Annotated in this window: 11 protein-coding genes; 1 reads left to right on the top strand and 10 read right to left on the bottom strand. The window is 32.7% G+C overall.

What is annotated here, in order from left to right; all coding sequences use genetic code 11:
• Positions 1–3: 3 nt before the first annotated feature.
• Genes ACTTAW_RS02520 through ACTTAW_RS02480 form a run of 9 tightly spaced genes read right to left on the bottom strand, consistent with a single transcriptional unit; the run spans position 4 to position 18,442 of the window.
• A complete protein-coding gene (locus tag ACTTAW_RS02520; RefSeq protein ID WP_440650992.1) occupies positions 4–5,700 on the bottom strand; it encodes a LamG-like jellyroll fold domain-containing protein in 5,697 nt (1,898 codons plus the stop codon).
• A complete protein-coding gene (locus ACTTAW_RS02515) occupies positions 5,700–9,368 on the bottom strand; it encodes a PilW family protein (protein WP_440650991.1) in 3,669 nt (1,222 codons plus the stop codon). The genes ACTTAW_RS02520 and ACTTAW_RS02515 overlap by 1 nt, the downstream gene beginning before the upstream one ends.
• A gap of 1 nt (position 9,369) precedes the next feature.
• Entirely contained in the window at positions 9,370–10,185 is an 816-nt protein-coding gene (locus ACTTAW_RS02510; protein WP_440650990.1) for a type IV pilus modification PilV family protein, read from the bottom strand.
• Positions 10,185–10,760 (bottom strand): pilus assembly FimT family protein, encoded by a 576-nt coding sequence (locus ACTTAW_RS02505; protein ID WP_440650989.1) that lies wholly within the window; start codon positions 10,758–10,760, stop codon positions 10,185–10,187. The genes ACTTAW_RS02510 and ACTTAW_RS02505 overlap by 1 nt, the downstream gene beginning before the upstream one ends.
• Before the next feature lie 6 nt (positions 10,761–10,766).
• Positions 10,767–12,056 (bottom strand): type II secretion system F family protein, encoded by a 1,290-nt coding sequence (locus tag ACTTAW_RS02500; RefSeq protein WP_440650988.1) that lies wholly within the window; start codon positions 12,054–12,056, stop codon positions 10,767–10,769.
• Between the two features lie 3 nt (positions 12,057–12,059).
• The gene (locus ACTTAW_RS02495) at positions 12,060–13,811 is read right to left on the bottom strand and encodes a GspE/PulE family protein (protein ID WP_440650987.1); all 1,752 of its coding nucleotides are present in this window, start codon (positions 13,809–13,811) and stop codon (positions 12,060–12,062) included.
• 28 nt (positions 13,812–13,839) lie between these two features.
• On the bottom strand, positions 13,840–15,456 hold the full coding sequence (locus ACTTAW_RS02490) for a secretin N-terminal domain-containing protein (RefSeq protein WP_440650986.1): 1,617 nt from the start codon (positions 15,454–15,456) through the stop codon (positions 13,840–13,842).
• The gene (locus ACTTAW_RS02485) at positions 15,456–16,676 is read right to left on the bottom strand and encodes a LysM peptidoglycan-binding domain-containing protein (RefSeq protein WP_440650985.1); all 1,221 of its coding nucleotides are present in this window, start codon (positions 16,674–16,676) and stop codon (positions 15,456–15,458) included. The genes ACTTAW_RS02490 and ACTTAW_RS02485 overlap by 1 nt, the downstream gene beginning before the upstream one ends.
• Positions 16,676–18,442 (bottom strand): PilN domain-containing protein, encoded by a 1,767-nt coding sequence (locus ACTTAW_RS02480; protein WP_440650984.1) that lies wholly within the window; start codon positions 18,440–18,442, stop codon positions 16,676–16,678. Before ACTTAW_RS02480 ends, ACTTAW_RS02485 begins: the two co-directional genes overlap by 1 nt.
• A 135-nt stretch (positions 18,443–18,577) precedes the next feature.
• Between ACTTAW_RS02480 and ACTTAW_RS02475 the strand changes: the two genes are divergently transcribed.
• Positions 18,578–19,570, top strand: coding sequence for a type IV pilus twitching motility protein PilT (locus tag ACTTAW_RS02475; protein ID WP_440633777.1), 993 nt, complete (start codon positions 18,578–18,580; stop codon positions 19,568–19,570).
• Between the two features lies 1 nt (position 19,571).
• Here the strand turns inward: ACTTAW_RS02475 and ACTTAW_RS02470 are convergent, their stop codons facing one another.
• Entirely contained in the window at positions 19,572–19,883 is a 312-nt protein-coding gene (locus tag ACTTAW_RS02470; protein WP_440650983.1) for a hypothetical protein, read from the bottom strand.
• Between the last annotated feature and the right edge of the window lie 47 nt (positions 19,884–19,930).

Raw genomic sequence — 19,930 nt, 5'->3', positions numbered from 1 at the left:
TAGTTATCTATTGTTCCAAGATATTGGTGTAACAGTTACAGCGTTTCTACTTCCAATTGCTTTCACAACTCCAATTTCCTGATTAAGAGTTGTATCGTTATAAACTAATTTGATTTTAATTTTTCTGTTTCCAGGTGTGAAATCGCTTGTATCAGTATTTTGATAGTACACTTTCTCCAATTCGTCTCTCCATTCTGCTATCGTTGGAGCCTCACCTGAAGGTGGTGTTATTTTTAATGGAGTATTGCCTGACCCATCAAACTCTGCAGTCCTGCTCCATCCAGTTGAAAGTGATATGTCGCCTGATGTATCAATTTTGACTGTATCTTCATTATCGATAAAAATACTATTATCTGTTCCATCATCATAAAAAGAAACTTCAGCTCTAACAGGACCTAATAATACATTAATATTATTGTCATCTTCTTCTATAGTTGCCCCTACAAAATCACCTACACTTCCACCAAATCTGACTATGTATCCTTCAACATCTGAGTTAGCTGCTCCGTCTCTTGTTAATATACCAGTTGTAGCTGAGTTCGTAGTTTGCTGGAAGGCAAGATAATCATTTGTATTTGCAGCTGGGTGATTACTAATCCAATTACTCGAATTAAACGGTCCAACACGAACACTATTTTGTGATGATCTTAAACTATTAACATCACAACTAGCTTCATCATCTATGTTATTTAATTGGTCATCAGTAAAATTTATACGTAGTCTCCAAAATTCTTTATTTTTCCATGGACCAGATGTATATCTCCAAAAACCTGGCCTATAAATTCCACCTTGGCACTCATCTGTTCCATTTACCCAAGCTTGTTTATCATTAGAAACTCCAAGAGCTTTTATCGCATCCAAATCAGCAGATGTTGTAACATTCGCAAGATAACCTTGAATACCACATAGGTTTTTATAACTAGATTGAAAATTTGCTTGATTATAACTTAGCTGAGTATCATTTAATTGATAGTAATGTTCAGCACCTGTTGGTTTTTGAACATCTCCCAACAAAACTTCAATTTCTCTTGTGCCTGCTGTGGTTGCATTGTGTTCAAAATGCATAGATTTGACTAAATCCAAATAATTTTGACATAAACCATCACCTGTAATAGTTACAGTTGATGTTTCGTTATTAGTTGCAGTTAAACTAAACTCAGACAATTCGTCTGCACCTACAACTAATTTATCACCTGGTTGAGATCCTGATTTAATTTTTATTACTGCTTTAGTTACTCTTCTATCATATAAATTAATAATTCTCTTTGCAGCTATTCTTACTATTGGATCTCCAACATTTTCCATTCCCCCATACTCTAAGACCAAGCCCCTTATAGAATATTGTGAATATGAATCATCTGGTCCGTTATTCCAATTATGGAGATCATTCCAGGTTAATTCAGCACTATCAGGAAAATGGGTTCCTAATAAATGAATTCCATGTTCAGTTTTTGCAACATTATTTGGTTCTCCTGTGCCATTCCAATTTCTAAAAGGCATACCATCCACAAAAACTTCCCCTATTTGCTGTCCAACTGGTTCTGATGATGAAGGACTAACTCCTCTTTCCCATGTACCATTATTTGCTGAGGGTGAATCTGTAGCTCTTCTTGTAGGAGAAAATGTTAATCCTCTACTACCATATAAAAATTGTTCTGGTCCAGTTATCCACCTCCATGCTGAACACTCTGTGTGTTCTACAGTATCATCTGCTCTCCCAGAAGAGTCTGTGTGTGAAATTAAATTACCATCAAAGAATAATCTGGTATTTGATCCAGTTATCGCGTTGTTGTTAAACCTAGCAATTTTTGGATCTTTAAAAAATAATACTAAATTAGACTCTTCTTGGGGATCTTCATCACTATCAGTGACACTCCCAGTGGCTCTGTAATATTCATTTTGAATTCCTTCTAATTCTCTCATTTGAGCACTACTACCAGTATAGGAACTAAAATCTGATGCAGGAATATATTTTCTAGTATCAACATCAACCAAATGAAAAGTTGTGCTACTTAAAACTCTTACTCTGTAATAACCAGAATTTGTTACTCCACTAGTCCCATCAAGTTCTTTTTGATCACCAGCGCTTATATCGCTAATTCTAATGATATCATCATGAATTAGACCATGCGCACTTGATGTAGTAACTACTGGTGGATTAACAGGAGAAATTGAAGGACTATTTGCAGTAATTGAAGAAATTGTTTTATTAGAAGTATCAGTCCAATACTTTTCAACAATGTTTCTAACATAATCTCCATCTGAGTAATCATTATCTTCTCTATGCCATTGAAATAAATCATCACTTTTACCAATATTTCTTAAGAACTCTGCATCTGCAATAGCATCATCTCTATCTCGTTTAAATATTCCACCACACTTATCTATATCATCAAGCTCATCTTGGTCTGTATGTTGAGTTAAACCTCCCATCCAACCATTTCCCACTGCTTTTTCAGTTACAATGTCATTTTCTGACTCACTTGTTATAGTTGCTAAATAACTACTTTTTCCAAAGTAACGTAATTGATTTGCTAATGAAAACCCTTCTCCCATTCTTCGATTTTTATCATTAAAAATATCATTATTTGAATTTCCGCTTGCTCTTCTTGGATATTCGTAAAATTCATAAAAATGATTATAACCATCACGGTGCTCTTCAACATGTAATGGACCTAATGAAAATAAAATTGTTCTTTCTCCTAAAGAGGGAATAGACTGATCTTCATCTTCTGATTCTGTACCATCAGTGCCATCTGTACCCTCATTAGCATATGGATTTGCTCCATCTTCGACTACTGTTACTTTTTCATTAAAATATCTTATAGACTCAAAGGCCTCCGACCATACATCTACGTCTGCACAAGGTGCATCATCCTCATTCCCAGTGTATTGTTTCCAAACTTGTGGATTGTATAAAATTGGAGTTTCATTTATATCCAGAGTTGAGCCTCCAGTTACATCTTGTTGTGCCTTCCAGACTCTATTGTTATACCAAACAAAATCATCTTCATCATAATCACTTTCAGGATCCCAATTTGAAGGTTTGCTTGAATGAACTAAAGTTAGTACACCTGTATTTAAATTCCAACCAGGATAATCATCAGATGTATTGCTGTCAGATGCAGAAGATGTATCAGCTGATATTGATGATGGTGCATCTTCTTCTGTTGTTATATATTTTAAAAAATCTTCAGTTTCGTTTTCGTCATCAAAATCTCCATCAGAGTTCAAATCAGTTGGACCAACATATTTATCCTTAACAATTGTAGCTCTTGCTACACAAAATTTAGTATCTTCATCAACATCATCATCTTCACCAGCTGGATCATGATCTAATCTAAAATAATCGTATCCTCCATACTCAACAACATAACCAGTTATACAATCTAATCCTCCAGAGGTACAGCCAGGAAACCTTTTAAGATCATTCCACTTGCCATTTACACGACCCGATCGATTTATTTCCATATCTGCATATGGCTCTGGATTGTCTACTGTACCATTAGGTTCACCACTCTGCCAGTTCGTATATGATACTGCTTTACCCATTGATGGACCCGACTCTGATTGCATACTTGTTTTATCAGGTGGGTCACTTCTCCAATAAGAATTAGATAACCAAATAAAATGTTGGTCTGTAGATGAATCTAATCTAGTGCCATAGTAATTTTCTCTTGTTTCACCAGCAGCTACATGGAAAGGAGTAACACCTGTGCAACCTGAATCGGTACTATTATCACACATAACAGCATCTTTAATAAATTCATTTTCATCAGCACTTTCTATTGAAACAAGGTAACCTCTCATACCCCCACATGTAGATGCTTCAGCTCTTCTTTTAGCTTCCCACCAATCTATAGAATTTCCTCTGTAACCTATCTCGCTTCCAGTCACATTTGGTGCAGTTGAAAAATATTTATAATAATGTCCATAACTAGGATCGTCATCTGCAGAGGGTTTAAATTGAACGCCATCACAGCCACTTCCCAAAACCTCTACCCAATCGTCTTCTATAAAAGCTATACCAGATGATTTGCCAAGGTCGTTTTCTAAGTAATACAATACATCCTCAAATTCAGCACAATCTCCTTCATTGTAAGATGATGCTTCACTGAAGGTAGTAAAATCATCCAAGTTATTGCATTGCTCCATAGCTCTTTTAAAAACAGGAATATTAGTATTATCTATACCTGAATTATCGATATTTATTTCACCTGTAACTCCCTCTTGTCCTATGTAAGTGTTTAAAGAAATTTTTAATGGTGTTCCCTCCTGACCTGTAAGATCATTCAAATCTTCTTCGGTTAAAGCTATCTTTCCAGTTCCTACATCTCCTTTTTGAACTGGTGCAGAAACTATTAATTCAAGAGGAACTATTTGGCCTTGAGGTCCATTACCACAAGATAAAATTTTGTAATAAACAACATCTTCTCCAGGCGGTACATTAATTGATGGTTCGTCATCAGTTGTGGAAGTTACTGGATATTTTAATATTTCTGTTTTCCACAACGTTCCTTTGTTTCCAATCCCATAGATCGTTGCATCATTTTTTCTATCAGCTGCTCTTGATGTATTAAAGTCTTTAGCAGTATTACCAGATCCTTCATTAAATTTATAATATGAAACAAGACCTGGTTCAGATCCGGTTAATCTTCTTCGATTATTGTTTGCTATATCAGTTTCAGATCTAGAAACATTCCATATTCTCATCTCCGCAATATTACCAAGCCAAGGAACACTTTGAATAATTGGTTTTCCAGTTAAATAACTGTTAGTATTAAAACCTTGAAGACCTTCACCTATTGCTAATGGCCAATGGTCATCTCCCGGTAGTGTCTCTGGAGTGTTGGTATAGCCATACGCTGATCTTGCACCAATATCAGCATCATAAGTGCCAACTAATTCCCCATTCTGATAGATTCTAACATTATCTGTATCTGTACTACCTGGAGTTCCTCCATCCCATACCCAAGCAATATGAACCCACTCACCTTTAACTGGTGTTCCTACAGACCCATCTCCAGCTAGCACTACCTCTCCCAGTCTTGGAGACCAATCATTATTTTTAATTTTAAATACAAGATCCCAAAGCCTTCCATATTCAAAAGCATGCATATTGTAAGTGTTATCGCTATCTTCCTGCATGTTCTTAATCCACATCTCAATAGTAAATTGATCAGAAGGAAAATCCTTAAATCTTTCTACTAAAGCAAATGATCTGTCAGTATAAACTGCATCTCTTCCGTTATTATTTGTATCACCCTGTTCTGAAAAATATATAGATCTAACTACATCCGCATGTCTTTGAACAAAGACCTCGTAAGACATGTCCTCAAATTTAGGATCATCTACTCCAAGATTAGCACTAATTTTTTTTGCATAATAAACATCTTCACTTGAATTAGTAAAACCATGTCTATTCAAACATTTATTATCTGAGTCATCTACATGCAGAGTGTTTTGAATATCGACTAAAGTAAAACTATTTGAGTTAAGTTGATCAGTGATCCATTTTTGACCTTCTTGCAAACCTGTTTCAGCAGCAAGATTTACTTGTTGCATCACAGAATTTCTTGAGACACTTTTTAAGTCATTGTCATAATAAAAAAACATTGCTCCAGTCATAATTGACAGTGCAGAAACCACAGCAATTACAAATACAAGAACAAAACCTCTTTGATTTTTTTTATTATTCATTATGAGTTGCTCCAGAGTTGTTGTCTATCAATGAAATTATGGGTTTGCTTACATCTGTTTGATAACATTCCAATAACTACATCTTCTCCGCCAACAGTCACTGTTTTTTCAGAAATTTTTACAGATGGTTGAACTGATCTTTCTGGAAAATCAAATGTAATTACAGCCTCATCCAATTCACTAGTCAAAGGAACAGTTTGTCGTCTAAATACTTTTTCCCCTTCTCGTCCTTGAATATAACCTTCAATAGTCATTGCAGCTTTTGTTTTGTATACAGTTATATTTTCCATTGCTGTTTCAGAGCAATCAACTCTATCCACATATACTTTTTCTGTGGTAGCTAATTGATTCCCTCTTAAATCTGTAGCAACAATTCTTACAGAAAAATATTTTTTATTTGAAGGTAAATTAGACCACCTAATATCAGAGCTATCATTTAAAACTAAATAATACTTATCATCCTTTTGATCAATTCTGAACCGTGTACCATGATCTACATCTTTGTCCGCATCATCGTTAGGAACTTCACCAAGATTAAATCTCACAAAATCATTTGTATCAGGTTCTTGTGTACTTGTTGTGTAAATTTCACCTACTATAAAATCTTTACTATCATCTTCTGCAATATCAAAATTATTATTATCTGTGATCGCTGTGCCGTTAGATTCTTTGAAAGAAACACCTGTTGGTGTTGTATTTTCTATATTGAAACCAATATAAACCTTCTTAATATCTGAAATTCTATTATTGGAAGTATCTTCTGACTGAACAGCATAATAAAAAGAGTCAAATTTTGGGGTTCCATCATTAAATCCATCCGCATAAGCTTGGTATCTAAAAGAACCATCGGCAAAGACATAAACAGTATTACCAGCTGTTGTTGTTACAGATGCTCTGGCGCCGCTATATGAATTTTTGTCTTGAGTATCATACATTTCACCAATGTTGGGAAGTTCAGTGTTATTTGCCCAAACAGCAGTTGTCGCTCTCCAATCCCCACTTAACCTACAATTCATTGACCTACTAGAACCATCTACATTTTGAGCTTTAAAACTACCAGTTTCGGCTGTTCCTCTACTGCCAACTTGAACACAAACGTCTGTAGTAGTAGATTGAACTAATACCTCAACATGCTCTCCGAAGGGATCATAAGATTTACTCAACAATCCATATATTCTATTGATGGTAAAATAATCGTTATCCATATAATAATATAAGTTTTGAGCTTTGGGCATTGGTTTATTTGAATCTGTTTTATTTGGTATAAACCTTGGAAGTCTTGCGATTTGAATATTTGAATACCTATTGTCTGGTTGTGAAAAAGAAACTATAGCAACCGAACCTTTTTGAAACCTTTGAAACCCATCGCCTGTTAAATCTTCTGTATCATCATCACCATCAGGTAAATTTACTTCTGTAGGTGTTGTATCTTCATTAAATGGCCAAGTTGGTAATGTATGATCAAATAAATCTCCATCACTATCAAATCTATAATCAAAAGCTGTAAATCTTTGACTATTGGCGCTTGAAACATGAGGCTTATTATCTATGTTAGCTCTAAATTTATTTGGATGGTATGTTAAAGTTACAGTATTTTTAACGCCAGTATTACGACCATGGCCACAATTCCATTTATGAGATGCACCAGGATTATAACTTATTTGAGAGAATGATCTTCCTCTACCTCCACAGTTTCTGAAACCAGTATTTGTTGGTCTAGTATTATCAAACCTTGCAAAAAGTCTGTTATACCCATTCTCGTTAAAATCGGACATCTTAGATGAATTTGGAGTTGACCATCCTGTAAGCCTACTCATATCAGCATGTGATAAATAAGATCCCTCGTTGTAACCACAATTTCTGGTGTGATCAAACTCATAACCTTTAAAATGATGAAGATGTATAGCTGATCTGTTACCCTGAGCACCCCACCAAGACCACAAATACATATCATAAACCATATCCGCTGGTTCTCCCCACCAATCATTTTTTTCAGATGCAGACAAACCATCCCACTCTGTTTTATCACTGCTTCTTAATGAATTTCTTAGTCTAGATGCACTAAATCCAGATGTACCGTTCAAACTTTCATAATCTATTCCAGCACATGCTCTAATTCTTCCATCGGGCCAAGTTTTTTGAACAACACTTGGTCTTTGATATCCTGCAGCAAATCCTAACATATCATCATCCATCCATGCGTTCATATTGTGATTACAATCTGGATAACCACCAGAACAAATCATTCCTTTTAAAACAAAAGAATCATATTCTTCTGTAGATGCTAAAAAAGATGGTGATGCTAAATTTTGTTGTATATAGAATGACCTTCCATCATCAGTTAAATCATAATTTGGTCCACCATTGTAACTTGAGGTACCTCTTCTTTCATAATTTGCATTTCCATATGTAAATCCTTTTGCTTCCCAGGTGTGCAAATTTACATCTGAAAATTGAGGCGCATCATACTTCATTACTCTAACTGTATAGTCTTTATATGCTTCGTTTTGATTTACCCATGGCTGACTATCACAACTTGTATCTAAATCTGCTTTCAATCTAATCGTAAAGTCTTGGTAACCATCAGAATTAAAGGTATAATTGTCATCTAAATTATCCAAGGTGCCTTCAAGTTTTAAAGAACCGTCCCATTCACCATCATCTCCGGAACTATTATTATTGATATCATCATATCCAGAAGTAACAGTGAGACCTGGAGGTAAATTAGCAGCAGAGGTAGTTGTCACTAATTTTAATCTCATTTCATCATGACTTACACTTGGAATTCCAGTGATTGCAGGAGGTTTTTCGCTATTAAACACTATTGCATCATGTGTTTTTGTTAGACTAGTACCTCCGACTGTTTCTCCTTGATGAAGTATAATTATGTCATCTGAGGTTACAAAGTTAGCAAGCTGAATGTCTCTTGTTAAATTATTAGCACATTGAACTTTAAGACTGCCAGTAAAAGGAATAACTGGAGTTCTGCTTTCATGTAGATCTTCTTCATCATAAACATAATAGGTTTTGCCACCAAAGTTTAGATTTCTCATGTAAGAAGAAGCTGTATATTTTTCTGTCACCTTTTCATCTTTGGAAACTAGAGTGATTTCAAAATCAATGTGTTTGCTTCTAATTCTAATTCCAATTTCATCAAAAAATTGAGCCACAGGCATCCAGTCAACGTCAACTGTGGTATTGGCAGCATCGTCCTCATCACAATTAGTAGTATTCCAAACTTTTTTCTTTAATACTGTTTTGTCAGTAATTGGAGAATAAGGAGCTTTTAACTCATATTTAATTAATTTTCTTTGGATGGTACCGCTATTGTCTTCGGTATCAAAACAAAAGGATACTATTTCTCCATATTCAGTATCATCTGAAACTTCTGTGCCATCTGTATTTAAAACCCTTACAGGTACCTGAACCTCACCATCTGTACTATCAGGATGTTTATAGCCTGCCATTTTGCTATCGTGTTGTAAAACATGCAATGCAAATCTTGCCTCTTGTTTCATGTTATTATGATTTATTTGTCTTACAAAAGTTCCCTGAAAATTACTATAAATTGTATAAGTAGCACCCATTACGATTGTGGAAACAACAACGGCAACGAGTGCCTCTGTAAGCGATAATCCTTTTTGGGTTATAAATTTTTTTAAATTCATTTTAAGTTCCAGCTAAAAATAATCTTCTAAATTTTTCCTGAATCTTGTCTTGTTTAATAATTATGGTTACTTGTTTTTTTTTAACAGTTTCATAAACGTCAACACCATCTACTTGATCTGTGACTCCATCATTATCTTTGTCAACCGGAACATCTCTCTCGATATCTTCAACTTCTATTAATCTTTTATCTCCAGTTCTTGCGGGACCCAGATGTTTTTTTAAAAGTGCTCCCCAATTATCTAAATCTGCTCTTACCTTTAAGTTGGTTCTTGAGGCAACATAAACTGGATCCTCAAATTTTGTCATATCCAAATCATTATATGGATCTAAACTGCCTTCAGCATTAGAAATAAATGTAATCGGTGAATTTGCTGTTGCATCTGATGCCATATTTTTATTTGGCGTATCATCAGGAACATCTGATCTTTCTAATGATAAAGTAGTATTATTATCATCATCAAACTCAGTAGAGTCTGTAATCTCATACTTTCCTCCAACCCCTTCAATTATAATTTGATCACCATCACCTGGTAATTGGGCTAATCCCTTTACTTTTAAAGAAGCACCTGCGGTGGTATCTTCAAATACTTGAGGATTTCCATATTGGGCAGCTACTGGATTATAAACAGCTGCCAGTTCTTCAAACATTAATTCTACTGCATATGCAGCTTTGTCAAATTTTCTTAAGTTTGCAAAATCTCTTTCCTGATAAGACTGTAGTGTCATAAAAACAGTTATGGCTATACCTAAAACACCAGCTGCTGTCATCCCCTCAACTAAAGAAACTCCTCTCTGAAATTTATACTTTAAATTCATCACATTCGTTTACCGTTATTAAAAAAACCTGTTTTGTAAGTATGTAAATAATCTTTTTTCCCCCCGGCATTTTCAGAAGCTTGAATCTCTCCCCTTGCATTTTCAGGAGCAGAACCATCAGGTAGAAAACAAAAAAAATTATTAGACGAAGAAACTTTTGTGCAGTTTCCTGTAGTGGATGAACACCTGCTAATTGTCATATGCTCAAGTTTTTTTGTTAAATTTTCAAGCTTAGTCCCTTTATCATCTGTGCCATCAAAATCAGAACACTTAGTTGCAGTAGATTTATGATATTCAACATTATATCTGTTTAATCCTTGAGCCTGCCAAACTTCTAGATCTGCAGTATTGTCGGTAGTATTATTTGAAATTCTAATTGTATAAGCATTTCCATCTTCTAGTGAAAGCTGTCTTACATAATTTATTTGACCACGAATTGTTGCAAGATCAGTCTCATAATTTTCTTGATCACCAAAATTATCAATAGCTGGAAATCCCACAGCACCTATAATAGCCAGAATACCAATGGTAGTCATAAGCTCTAAAAGGCTAAAACCCTTTTCTTTAATTCGCATATATTTTTAACCTACTGCGTTTCCAATACTGAAGATTGGTAAGTATAAAGCAACCATAAGAACTCCAATAATCGCACCTATTAAAACAATCATTAAAGGTTCAATGATCGAGGACAAAGCCGCAACTACTCCATCAAATTCTTCCTCATAATATGTTGCAATTGATTGAAACATTTCTTCCATATTTCCAGTTCGTTCACCAACAGCTGTTAATTGTGAAAGTGCGGGTGGAAATATATGTTCTTCTTTTTGAAGTAATGCAGATAGAGTTTGACCAGTTACTATTTGTTTACCAATTCTTTCAAGAGCATAAATAAAAACAAGATTAGTTGTAACAGATTTTGAAATTTTGATTGTATCAATGATGCTAACACCTGCTCTTGTTAGATTGGCCATAATCATACACATCCTTGAAACGGTTGCCTTGACAATTAAATCTCCAAATAATGGAAACTTTAAAAATCTTTTGTGCATAACATGTCTAAAACCTTCTATATTTTTATACATAAAATTGTATGAAACTCTTATCATGATAATTATTCCAACTATTTTCATTAAATTAGTTGGATCAGCAATAAATCTACTTGCATTGACAATCACTAAGGTTGCTCCCGGAAGCTGAACACCCATAGATGCATACATTTTTTCAAAAACAGGAACAACTTTCCACAACATAAAAATTGTAATCACTGTTGCAACGGTTAAAAGCATTACAGGATAAAATAATGCACTTTTTATACCTGATCTAATTTTTGCATTTTTCTCTAACAACTCTACTAATTTAATTAAAAACTCATCTAACTTACCGCTAGCTTCACCTGCAGAAATCATATTTAAATAAATATTATCAAATATTTTTGGATGTTTAGCAAAAGCGTCTGTTAAATTCATACCACCATTTAGATCTTTGACTATCGAATGAGCTGTCATTTTCATTTTCATATGAACCGTTTGATCTCTAATCATCATTATAGACTCTAAGATGGGTAAGCCTGCTTTGATCATTGTTGATACTTTTTTTGTGAACTGTAATAATTCTTTTGGTGGAACTTTAGACCAAGGTCCAAAATTTAAATAAATATTTCCTTTTGCAAAAATAATAGGTGCGTTACTTAAGGGAATATCATCGAGAGATGGAGGTCCTTTAGTTTCTGACTTACCATTTCCTTTTTTAATTGAGGTAACGATAATTTTCTTTTTTCTAAGTTCTGCCGCAGCTGATTGTGGATTTGAAGCAGAAATTACACCTGAAATTTTTTTTCCCGCTTGTACTCCCGAGTACTGAAATGATGCCATATATTAAACTACTAGAATTCTTGAATACTCTTCTAAAGATAATATACCTTTTTTTATAAAATTTCTTCCAATAACTTGCATAGTTTTAAAGCCATCCTTAATTGCTACTTCAAGCATCTCATCTCCTCTGGCATCTCTTAAAATTGCAGCCTCTAAGTTGGGAGTTTTTTTTAAAACTTCATAAATACCTTGTCTGCCCTTGTATCCAGTATTATTACATTCTGCACATCCAGCACCCATTTTGGGTTTAAATGTATTTAATTCCTCATCTTTAAAACCGATTTGTAATAAATTTTCTTTTGTAGATTTTTCGTCATCAACCGTGCATGAGGGACAATTTTTTCTAGCAAGCCTTTGCGCAACAATCAAACTTAATGCTGATGCAACCATAAAACTTGGAACGCCCATGTTGACTAACCTTACTACTGTAGAAACTGCATCGTTTGTGTGAAGGGTACTTAATAACAAGTGTCCAGTTAATGCTGCTTTAATTGCAATATCTACAGTCGATTTGTCTCTTATCTCTCCAACCAAAATTACTTCAGGGTCTTGTCTTAAAAAGGATTTTAATATTGCCTCAAAAGTTAAACCAATTTCATTATTGGCTTGAATTTGTCCAACACCTTTTAAATAAAATTCTACTGGATCTTCAGCCGTCATTATATTTGTTCCAGGACTATTTATTTTTTTTATACATCCATAAAGAGTAGTACTTTTACCACTTCCTGTTGGTCCAGTAACTAAAACCATTCCTTGAGGAGCTGTAATTGCTGCAACTAAATTATCATAATCTTCTTTATCAAGACCTATTTGCTCTAAACCAAGATCAGGTCCAGCAGCTAGCAAACGCATCACAACTCTTTCACCTTCTTTTGCAGGTATAACAGAAAATCTAACATCTATGTCTACATCATCTTCATTTTTTGGTTGTGGATTTTTAAATTGAAGCTTACCATCTTGGGGTAGTCTTTTTTCTGAAATGTCACAACCTGACATAATTTTTAATCTAGTAATTACTGCGTTGTAATTCTCCATCAAAAATTGTTTGAATTGTAATTGTTCTTGGAGAACCCCATCTTTTCTAAATCTTATTCTTGCCTCACCTCTTCTAAAAATTTCAATATGAATATCACTTGTTCCACTAAAAAAAGACTCGTTTAAAACTTTATCAACAAACTCCACGACTGCATTTTCACCTCCAGAACTTTTGGAATTAGGAACCTTAACATTTAAATTTGGTCTAGAAATTGAAGAAGTTTTTTGTTGGACTGTTGTAGAACTTTTTTCCTCTTGAGTTGCTTCAATTACGGATTTAAATTTTAAAGCTTGATCTAAATTGGATGGTTTAGCAACATACAATTCAACATTACATCCGGTCATGCTTTTAATCTTGCCTGCCAATGTAGATTTAGTTGGATCAAATAAAGCAATTTTCAAAATTCTACCATTTAATTCAAATGGGAGCATTTCATTTTCAATTATAAAATCCTTTGGAAGTTTTTTTACTGCATCTTTTTTAATGCTTTGTTCGGTTAAAATAATTTTACGTAAAGCATAATTTCTAGAAACAGCTGAAACTATATCATCTTCGCTAACTAAATTATCATTAATTAGATACTCCAAAAGACCTAAGGGTGCCTTCCCATTACTCTCGTATTTTTTTTTAGCATCATTAAAGTTGGCCTCAGACAATTTTCCACTGGTTTTTAATAGATTTGAAATTTTTAAACTTATTTCAGGATTTATTGAAGGCATATGTAAAAATTATAAGTAAAATTATAATTTATACAATATTTGCACTTAAAAATATCAAGAGCTGTGTCTTGTTGTCTTGTTCAGTTTTTTGTTTAAAAAACATACCCAAAATTGGGATTTTTGAGAAAAAAGGAACATAATTTTTTGTATCAATTCTAGTATTTTTATAAACACCACCAAGAACAGCAACATCACCAGCTGTTATTTGAACAATTGATGTAATTGATTCTTCGTTTGTAGTTACACTTCCATCGTCTTTTTCATCACCAGGATTATCGTTTGAAAGTTTTAAGTTAAGTTTTATTTTATCACCAATTATTTCAGGAGTTACTGTGATTGATAAATTTTGTGGGATTTCTTCGGTACTACCTGCTGCATCTCCTGATGCGGGTATTACCTTAACTAAAGTTGTACCTTGTGTAAGTTTTGCTTGTTCCCCATCCATTGCAAATAATTTTGGATTTGAAACTGTTTCTGTGTTAGCGTCGTTTACTGAACTATTGATGACAGCTTTCATTTTCGTCATTCCTATATTCCCAAATAATAGAGCACCACCTGCAACATTTACCGCATCTGAATTTAAACCTGTATTAGATAATGCAGCTGTTGAAGTGTTAGTTGGAGTGAATTCAGTTGCTGCACCAGGATTAGAGTCTATAGCTGTGTAAGTAATTCTATTTCTGCCCTCTTGTACATTTGTAACATTTTGCGCAATTAAATTAGCATTAAAATTTTTATTAAATCCATCTGTAGCATTAACAATATAAGCCTCTATCATTACTTGTTTTTTTTCTAAATCGATTTTGTTTAATATATTTTCTGCTTTGTTTAATTGTGCGTAAGTTCCTGTGATCACAATTTGATTATTTTTTTCGTCATCAATCATTGTCAAACCTTCAGCCTCACCCATAATTTCTCCTAAAGGCTCGATTAAATCTGATGAATCTTGATAAAAAACTTTAAATATCTCTGTTATTAATATTGGATTTTCTTCTCCATCATCACTTATTGAACTACCAATTTCCAAAGATGCCAAATTATTATTAGTCTCAATTGTGTTATCTATTTTAGATTTTTCCAAGTCTGCGTAGAACTCTTTAGTATGTACTCTCAATAAGCCAGATTCTTTATCAACTGTCATTATAAGACCATTTATATCAAGTATAGCGTATACAGCAGATCCCCAGTTTATATTTTCAAAATCAATTGTTATTTCTCCATTAACCTCTTCACCAATAATTATATTTCTGTCTACTAAGCTAGCAAATAATTTTAAAGCTGATCGAACATTCATATTATTCAATTTTAGACTTACTTCTTTATCTTCTAATTTTTTAATTATTAAATTTCTGTCAATTAATTTAAGAGATTTTTTTTCAGGCTCTTTATTTTCAGTTAAGGAAATTCTTCTTACCAGTTTTTTTTCTTTTTTATTTTTATTTAATATATCTCTAGTATCTTCAGTAAATTGTTCTGACGTTTCTCTAAAATTTTCAGCACTTGCTTTAACATTAAATGATTCAATATCTTGGATAGCTCCTTTATCGTCCTGATCATAAGCCATTTTGGGCCTATCTGAATTGCTGCAATTAGATAAAAAAAGAACAATTAAGATTGATAAAATTAATTTATAAAAAATTTTCATTAATTAAATAAATCCTCAACATTTGTTACTGTATCGCCATCGTCATTATTATCATTGTTATCTGTTTGTAATTCGTCAATAATTTCATTATTTTCTTGATCATTTATATCGCTATCAACCAAATCATCAGATACAGATTGAGGTAATGATGCAATTGCCATACCCACTATTGGAGTATTGATTAAAAACTCATATTCTATGTTGTCTTCCAGCACAATCATTTTAGTCTTTTCGATGGAAACAATTAAACCATCTTTATTACCAATTCGATCTCCTTCCCTAACCAGAAATTCACTTCCACTTATTTCTATAATTGCTAGATTTTTTCTATCAATCTTATAGTCGGTAATACTTTTTTTATCTAAATTTTCGTAAAGAATATTTGTATTTATATAAATTGGAATTTTAACTAATTGATTTTCATTTAAAATTACTGTGTTTTTTTCAAAAACATTAAATTCGATTAATTCATTTATTTCTCTTTCATATCTTTTGGCTATTTCAGCTATAGTTTCACTCTCATTTGTTACATGAATAAAGAAAGGCAATAATAATTTTTTTCCAATTAAAATAATATCTTCATCCTCTAAATTATTAAATGATGCAAGTTGTGTTGCACTTAGATTATATCTCTCAGAAATAGAATTTAAATTTTCTCCTTCTTTCACAATGTGAAATCTATTTGGTATTACTACTTTGTCACCAACAACTAGTTTTCTGGTTCCTGGATAAATTGCATTGGCAACTTCTATTTCTTTTAGTGAAAAACCATATCTAAACGCAATTTTTTCGATAGTATCATTTTCAGTTATGGTATGAGTTGTAGGAGTACTAGCTATATCTATTTTTTTTATTTTTGCTCTTTGAAATTTATGATTAGAATCTTTGCTTAACGCAACACCTTTTAATAAATACTCTTTCAAAGAATAAGCAACAATGGGATCAATATTTAAAACTCTTAGAGTTTCTGTGCTTTCGGGTTCAGCCTCTACAACTTCGATTACTTCTTCAGAATTATCAAACAATTCCTCAGCCAATTCTTTTTCACTAATTTCTTCATTTTCTAATGCCAAATCTGTTTCTGGTTCAGTTATTTCTTCAATTTCTACTTTTATAACTTCTGGCTCTTTAACAATTCCAATTTCATTCGTGAATGGATCGCTGTAAGAATTGCTATGAAATAGTATTAAAAAAAATGATAGTATAAATTTTAATAACATTATTTTTTACCAGCCTTTAATAGTTTTGAAACTACAGTTTCATCATCAAAAACCTCATTCGTGACAGGCTTTAGAGATAATCTTGAATTAAATTTTTTAGTTATTTTTTCTTTAGGTAAATCTTCTACTTTAGGTACTGGCTGTCCTTCGATGGTATATAATGCCAATCGGTCTTGTTTAGAAAATTCTACCAATGCCTCGATCTTTGAGTCATTTACCACTTCATTTTGTGAAAAATTATTCATCATTCCAACAATAGCTTGGTCATTCATTGCAACCCCAGAAAATAAAATGTTGTTTTTTTCCTCTATACCAAAACTTGTTAGTCTTACATCTTTTGGGACTATTTGATTTAAACTGGCATAAAGATTTGCAGTTGTTTTTAAATTTGATCCAAATGAGGCAGCTGTTTTCGTATCTGCTTTTATTTTCTTAATTTTAGCATTGTATCCATTTAAAAGACTTTTTTTACTTTCTAGATCTTCTCCTAAAATTTTCACTGCATTTAATTTAGAAGAATTATCAATTAATTTAAAAATCTTAAACGGCACTACATGCCCTATAAAACCTAAAACAAAAATCATTGAGATCATTAAACAAAAATTACCCAAAGATTTTGATCTCCTGTTAATTTTTAATTGATTAAAATTAGACAATAAATTTACTGACATTATTTCGTTAGTTTCAAGATTAAAAGAATTTAATTTTCTTGATGCAATGCCAATTGCTTCTGAGGTGAGTGATTTATTACTCAATGAGTCGATATATTTTTTTGCACCATCAGAAATTTCAGCAGAGTCTTCGGGATTGTAAATTTTTACAACAACATCTCCTAATTGTCTCTCAATTCCTTTTGAAACGTTTTTAATTTTTGATTTATCTGAAATTACTGTAACAATATTAATAGGATCAAATTCATACTTTGTTTCATACTCAACTAAATACTGTTTTATTTGAGAACCTAGTCTCTCAAAAATTTCATCCCAAAATTCTGTTTCTATACTCTCAACTTCTTCAACTGTATCAAGTAACACTTGGTCTGCTTCAATAATATTTAATTCTGAATATTGAAAACCTTTATTGGAACAAATAGTAATGCTTTTCTCTTCTTTAGTATAATTTAAAACCACATTTGGAGTTTCGAAACCTTCTTTTCCAAGGAGAATTCCTTGAGTATTAATATGCGCGAATGGCGCAAGATCAATAACTACTGGGTTATAGCCTGCAAGTCTAAATATATTCGAATAAGTTTCTACGAATTTAATCTCCATAGCAACTAAAACTACATCCATTACACCAAGCTCTTCATTTACATTAACTACAGAATAACTTGTTTCGAATTCATCTAAACTTTCTGGAGTTTCGTCAAACTGGTCCCAAAATCCGCCTAAAGAAGTTGCTTCTTTTAAACTTTCTTCATCCATTATTGGAATTTGTAAATTATAAATTTGCGCTTTGGACGTGTCTAAAGAAATTGCAACATCTTTTGTTTTAGTTTTAATTGAATCTAAAGCATTTTTTACTTGATCACTTAAATATGTTGTTGCTGATAAAAAGTCTTGATCATCTCCAATTCCTGCTATTTGCTGGTTAGAAAAATTATCAACTTTACAGATACCTTTTTTAAATGAAATTTCTGCTGCTTGAATAAATTTATCTCTAAAAACTACACCTATTACTCTCTCTTTTTTTGAGTGACTTTTTCCTATTAATTTTATGATAGGAGCAAATACTTTTGCAATAGGAGGACCAATTTTATCAATCATAATTTTTAAAAAACTGAATAAAATCACAATAATAAATACCGAATCGGTACACAAGCATTAGTTGTGTTACTTTATATATATATCAACATTAAAAAAAACTTGAAAAGCAACAACTTTTAGAGCATCAAAACATTTATGAGTCTTCAAGATAAATTAAAATCATACCCAAAAGAATATGATTTATCAGATATTCATATCAGATCGAATCAACCATTTGCAATCAGAGAGAATGGAGAGATTAAAGTTTTTAGTGAAGATATTATATCAAGACAAGATATAGAAACTTTCTGGAAGCAATCTTTAGATAAAGCTCAATATGATTATTTAATCAGCAACGGTGACTTAGATTTTGCTGTTGTTGTTGATGGACAGAGATTTAGAGCAAACGGTTATTATTCTTCATATGGACCAAGTATGGTTCTTAGAAAAATTATAAGTGAAATTCCTAATATAGAAAAACTAGGTTTGCCCCCAGCAGCACATGAAGCAATCACTCATAAAACAGGATTAGTTCTTGTTACAGGACAAACTGGTTCTGGTAAATCTACATCACTTGCTGCAATGATAGATCAAATTAATTCCCATAGAGCAGAAAATATAATTACAATTGAAGATCCTATTGAGTTTGTTCATCCTGCTAAAAAAAGTATTATTTCTCAAAGGGAAGTTGGAAAAGATACCGGTAGTTTTGCAAAAGCATTAAAATCTGCATTAAGACAAGATCCTGATGTAATTTTAGTTGGTGAGATGCGAGATCTTGAAACCATATCATTAGCATTAACTGCTGCAGAAACAGGTCACTTAGTTTTTGGAACTTTACATGCTAGTAGTGCCTCATCAACGATTACTAGAATTTTAGATGTCTTTCCCCCAGCTCAAAAAGAACAAGCGCAAACAATGTTAGCAGGATCAATAAGATTAGTCATGTCTCAACAATTATTAAAAAAGAAAGGTGGAGGAAGAATTGGCTGTCATGAAGTAATGACAGGGACACCAGCGATAAGAAATTTAATTAGAGAAGGTAAAACAGAGCAAATTCAATCTACTCTTCAAACATCTGCTAAAGATGGAATGTTTACAATGGAAAAATGTCTTGAAGGTTTAAAGCTCAAAAAATTAGTTGAGTAGATTAATTTGAACTTTCAGTAAATCTTTGTTGCGGAACTATTGCGGAAAAAGTTCCAGTTCCAGTGCAATTACTTTCAGTTTGTTCACCTAAGCCTCTGTTTACACTTGAAGGATTTGGATTGTTTGTTCCTTCACATTTTAAGTTAAAATCTACATTACCTTTTAACTCAACTTCAACTTCTAAAAACTTTACATTGTTAGCTGTGGATTTTGTTATGATATTATTATAAAGATAGTTAGCTGCTAAAAATGCAAAAAAAGCTAAAAAGAATATTTTAATGTTATTTAAATTTTTTTTAAAATTTACCTTCATTCTTATTGTTATAGCTTTTATTCCCAAAAATTCTAATGCAAATATAT

The organism is Candidatus Pelagibacter sp. HIMB1495, assembly GCF_052047955.1.
Classification (GTDB): domain Bacteria; phylum Pseudomonadota; class Alphaproteobacteria; order Pelagibacterales; family Pelagibacteraceae; genus Pelagibacter.
This window is presented reverse-complemented; position numbering and strand designations above follow the sequence as displayed.

Bases quoted from the DNA above. Each gene is read 5' to 3' on its own strand.
- ACTTAW_RS02520 (WP_440650992.1), bottom strand. From the start codon at position 5,700: ATGAATAATAAAAAAAATCAAAGAGGTTTTGTTCTTGTATTTGTAATT.
- ACTTAW_RS02470 (WP_440650983.1), bottom strand. From the start codon at position 19,883: ATGAAGGTAAATTTTAAAAAAAATTTAAATAACATTAAAATATTCTTT.
- ACTTAW_RS02480 (WP_440650984.1), bottom strand. From the start codon at position 18,442: ATGATTGATAAAATTGGTCCTCCTATTGCAAAAGTATTTGCTCCTATC.
- ACTTAW_RS02485 (WP_440650985.1), bottom strand. From the start codon at position 16,676: ATGTTATTAAAATTTATACTATCATTTTTTTTAATACTATTTCATAGC.
- ACTTAW_RS02515 (WP_440650991.1), bottom strand. From the start codon at position 9,368: ATGAATTTAAAAAAATTTATAACCCAAAAAGGATTATCGCTTACAGAG.
- ACTTAW_RS02490 (WP_440650986.1), bottom strand. From the start codon at position 15,456: ATGAAAATTTTTTATAAATTAATTTTATCAATCTTAATTGTTCTTTTT.
- ACTTAW_RS02500 (WP_440650988.1), bottom strand. From the start codon at position 12,056: ATGGCATCATTTCAGTACTCGGGAGTACAAGCGGGAAAAAAAATTTCA.
- ACTTAW_RS02505 (WP_440650989.1), bottom strand. From the start codon at position 10,760: ATGCGAATTAAAGAAAAGGGTTTTAGCCTTTTAGAGCTTATGACTACC.
- ACTTAW_RS02475 (WP_440633777.1), top strand. From the start codon at position 18,578: ATGAGTCTTCAAGATAAATTAAAATCATACCCAAAAGAATATGATTTA.
- ACTTAW_RS02510 (WP_440650990.1), bottom strand. From the start codon at position 10,185: ATGAATTTAAAGTATAAATTTCAGAGAGGAGTTTCTTTAGTTGAGGGG.
- ACTTAW_RS02495 (WP_440650987.1), bottom strand. From the start codon at position 13,811: ATGCCTTCAATAAATCCTGAAATAAGTTTAAAAATTTCAAATCTATTA.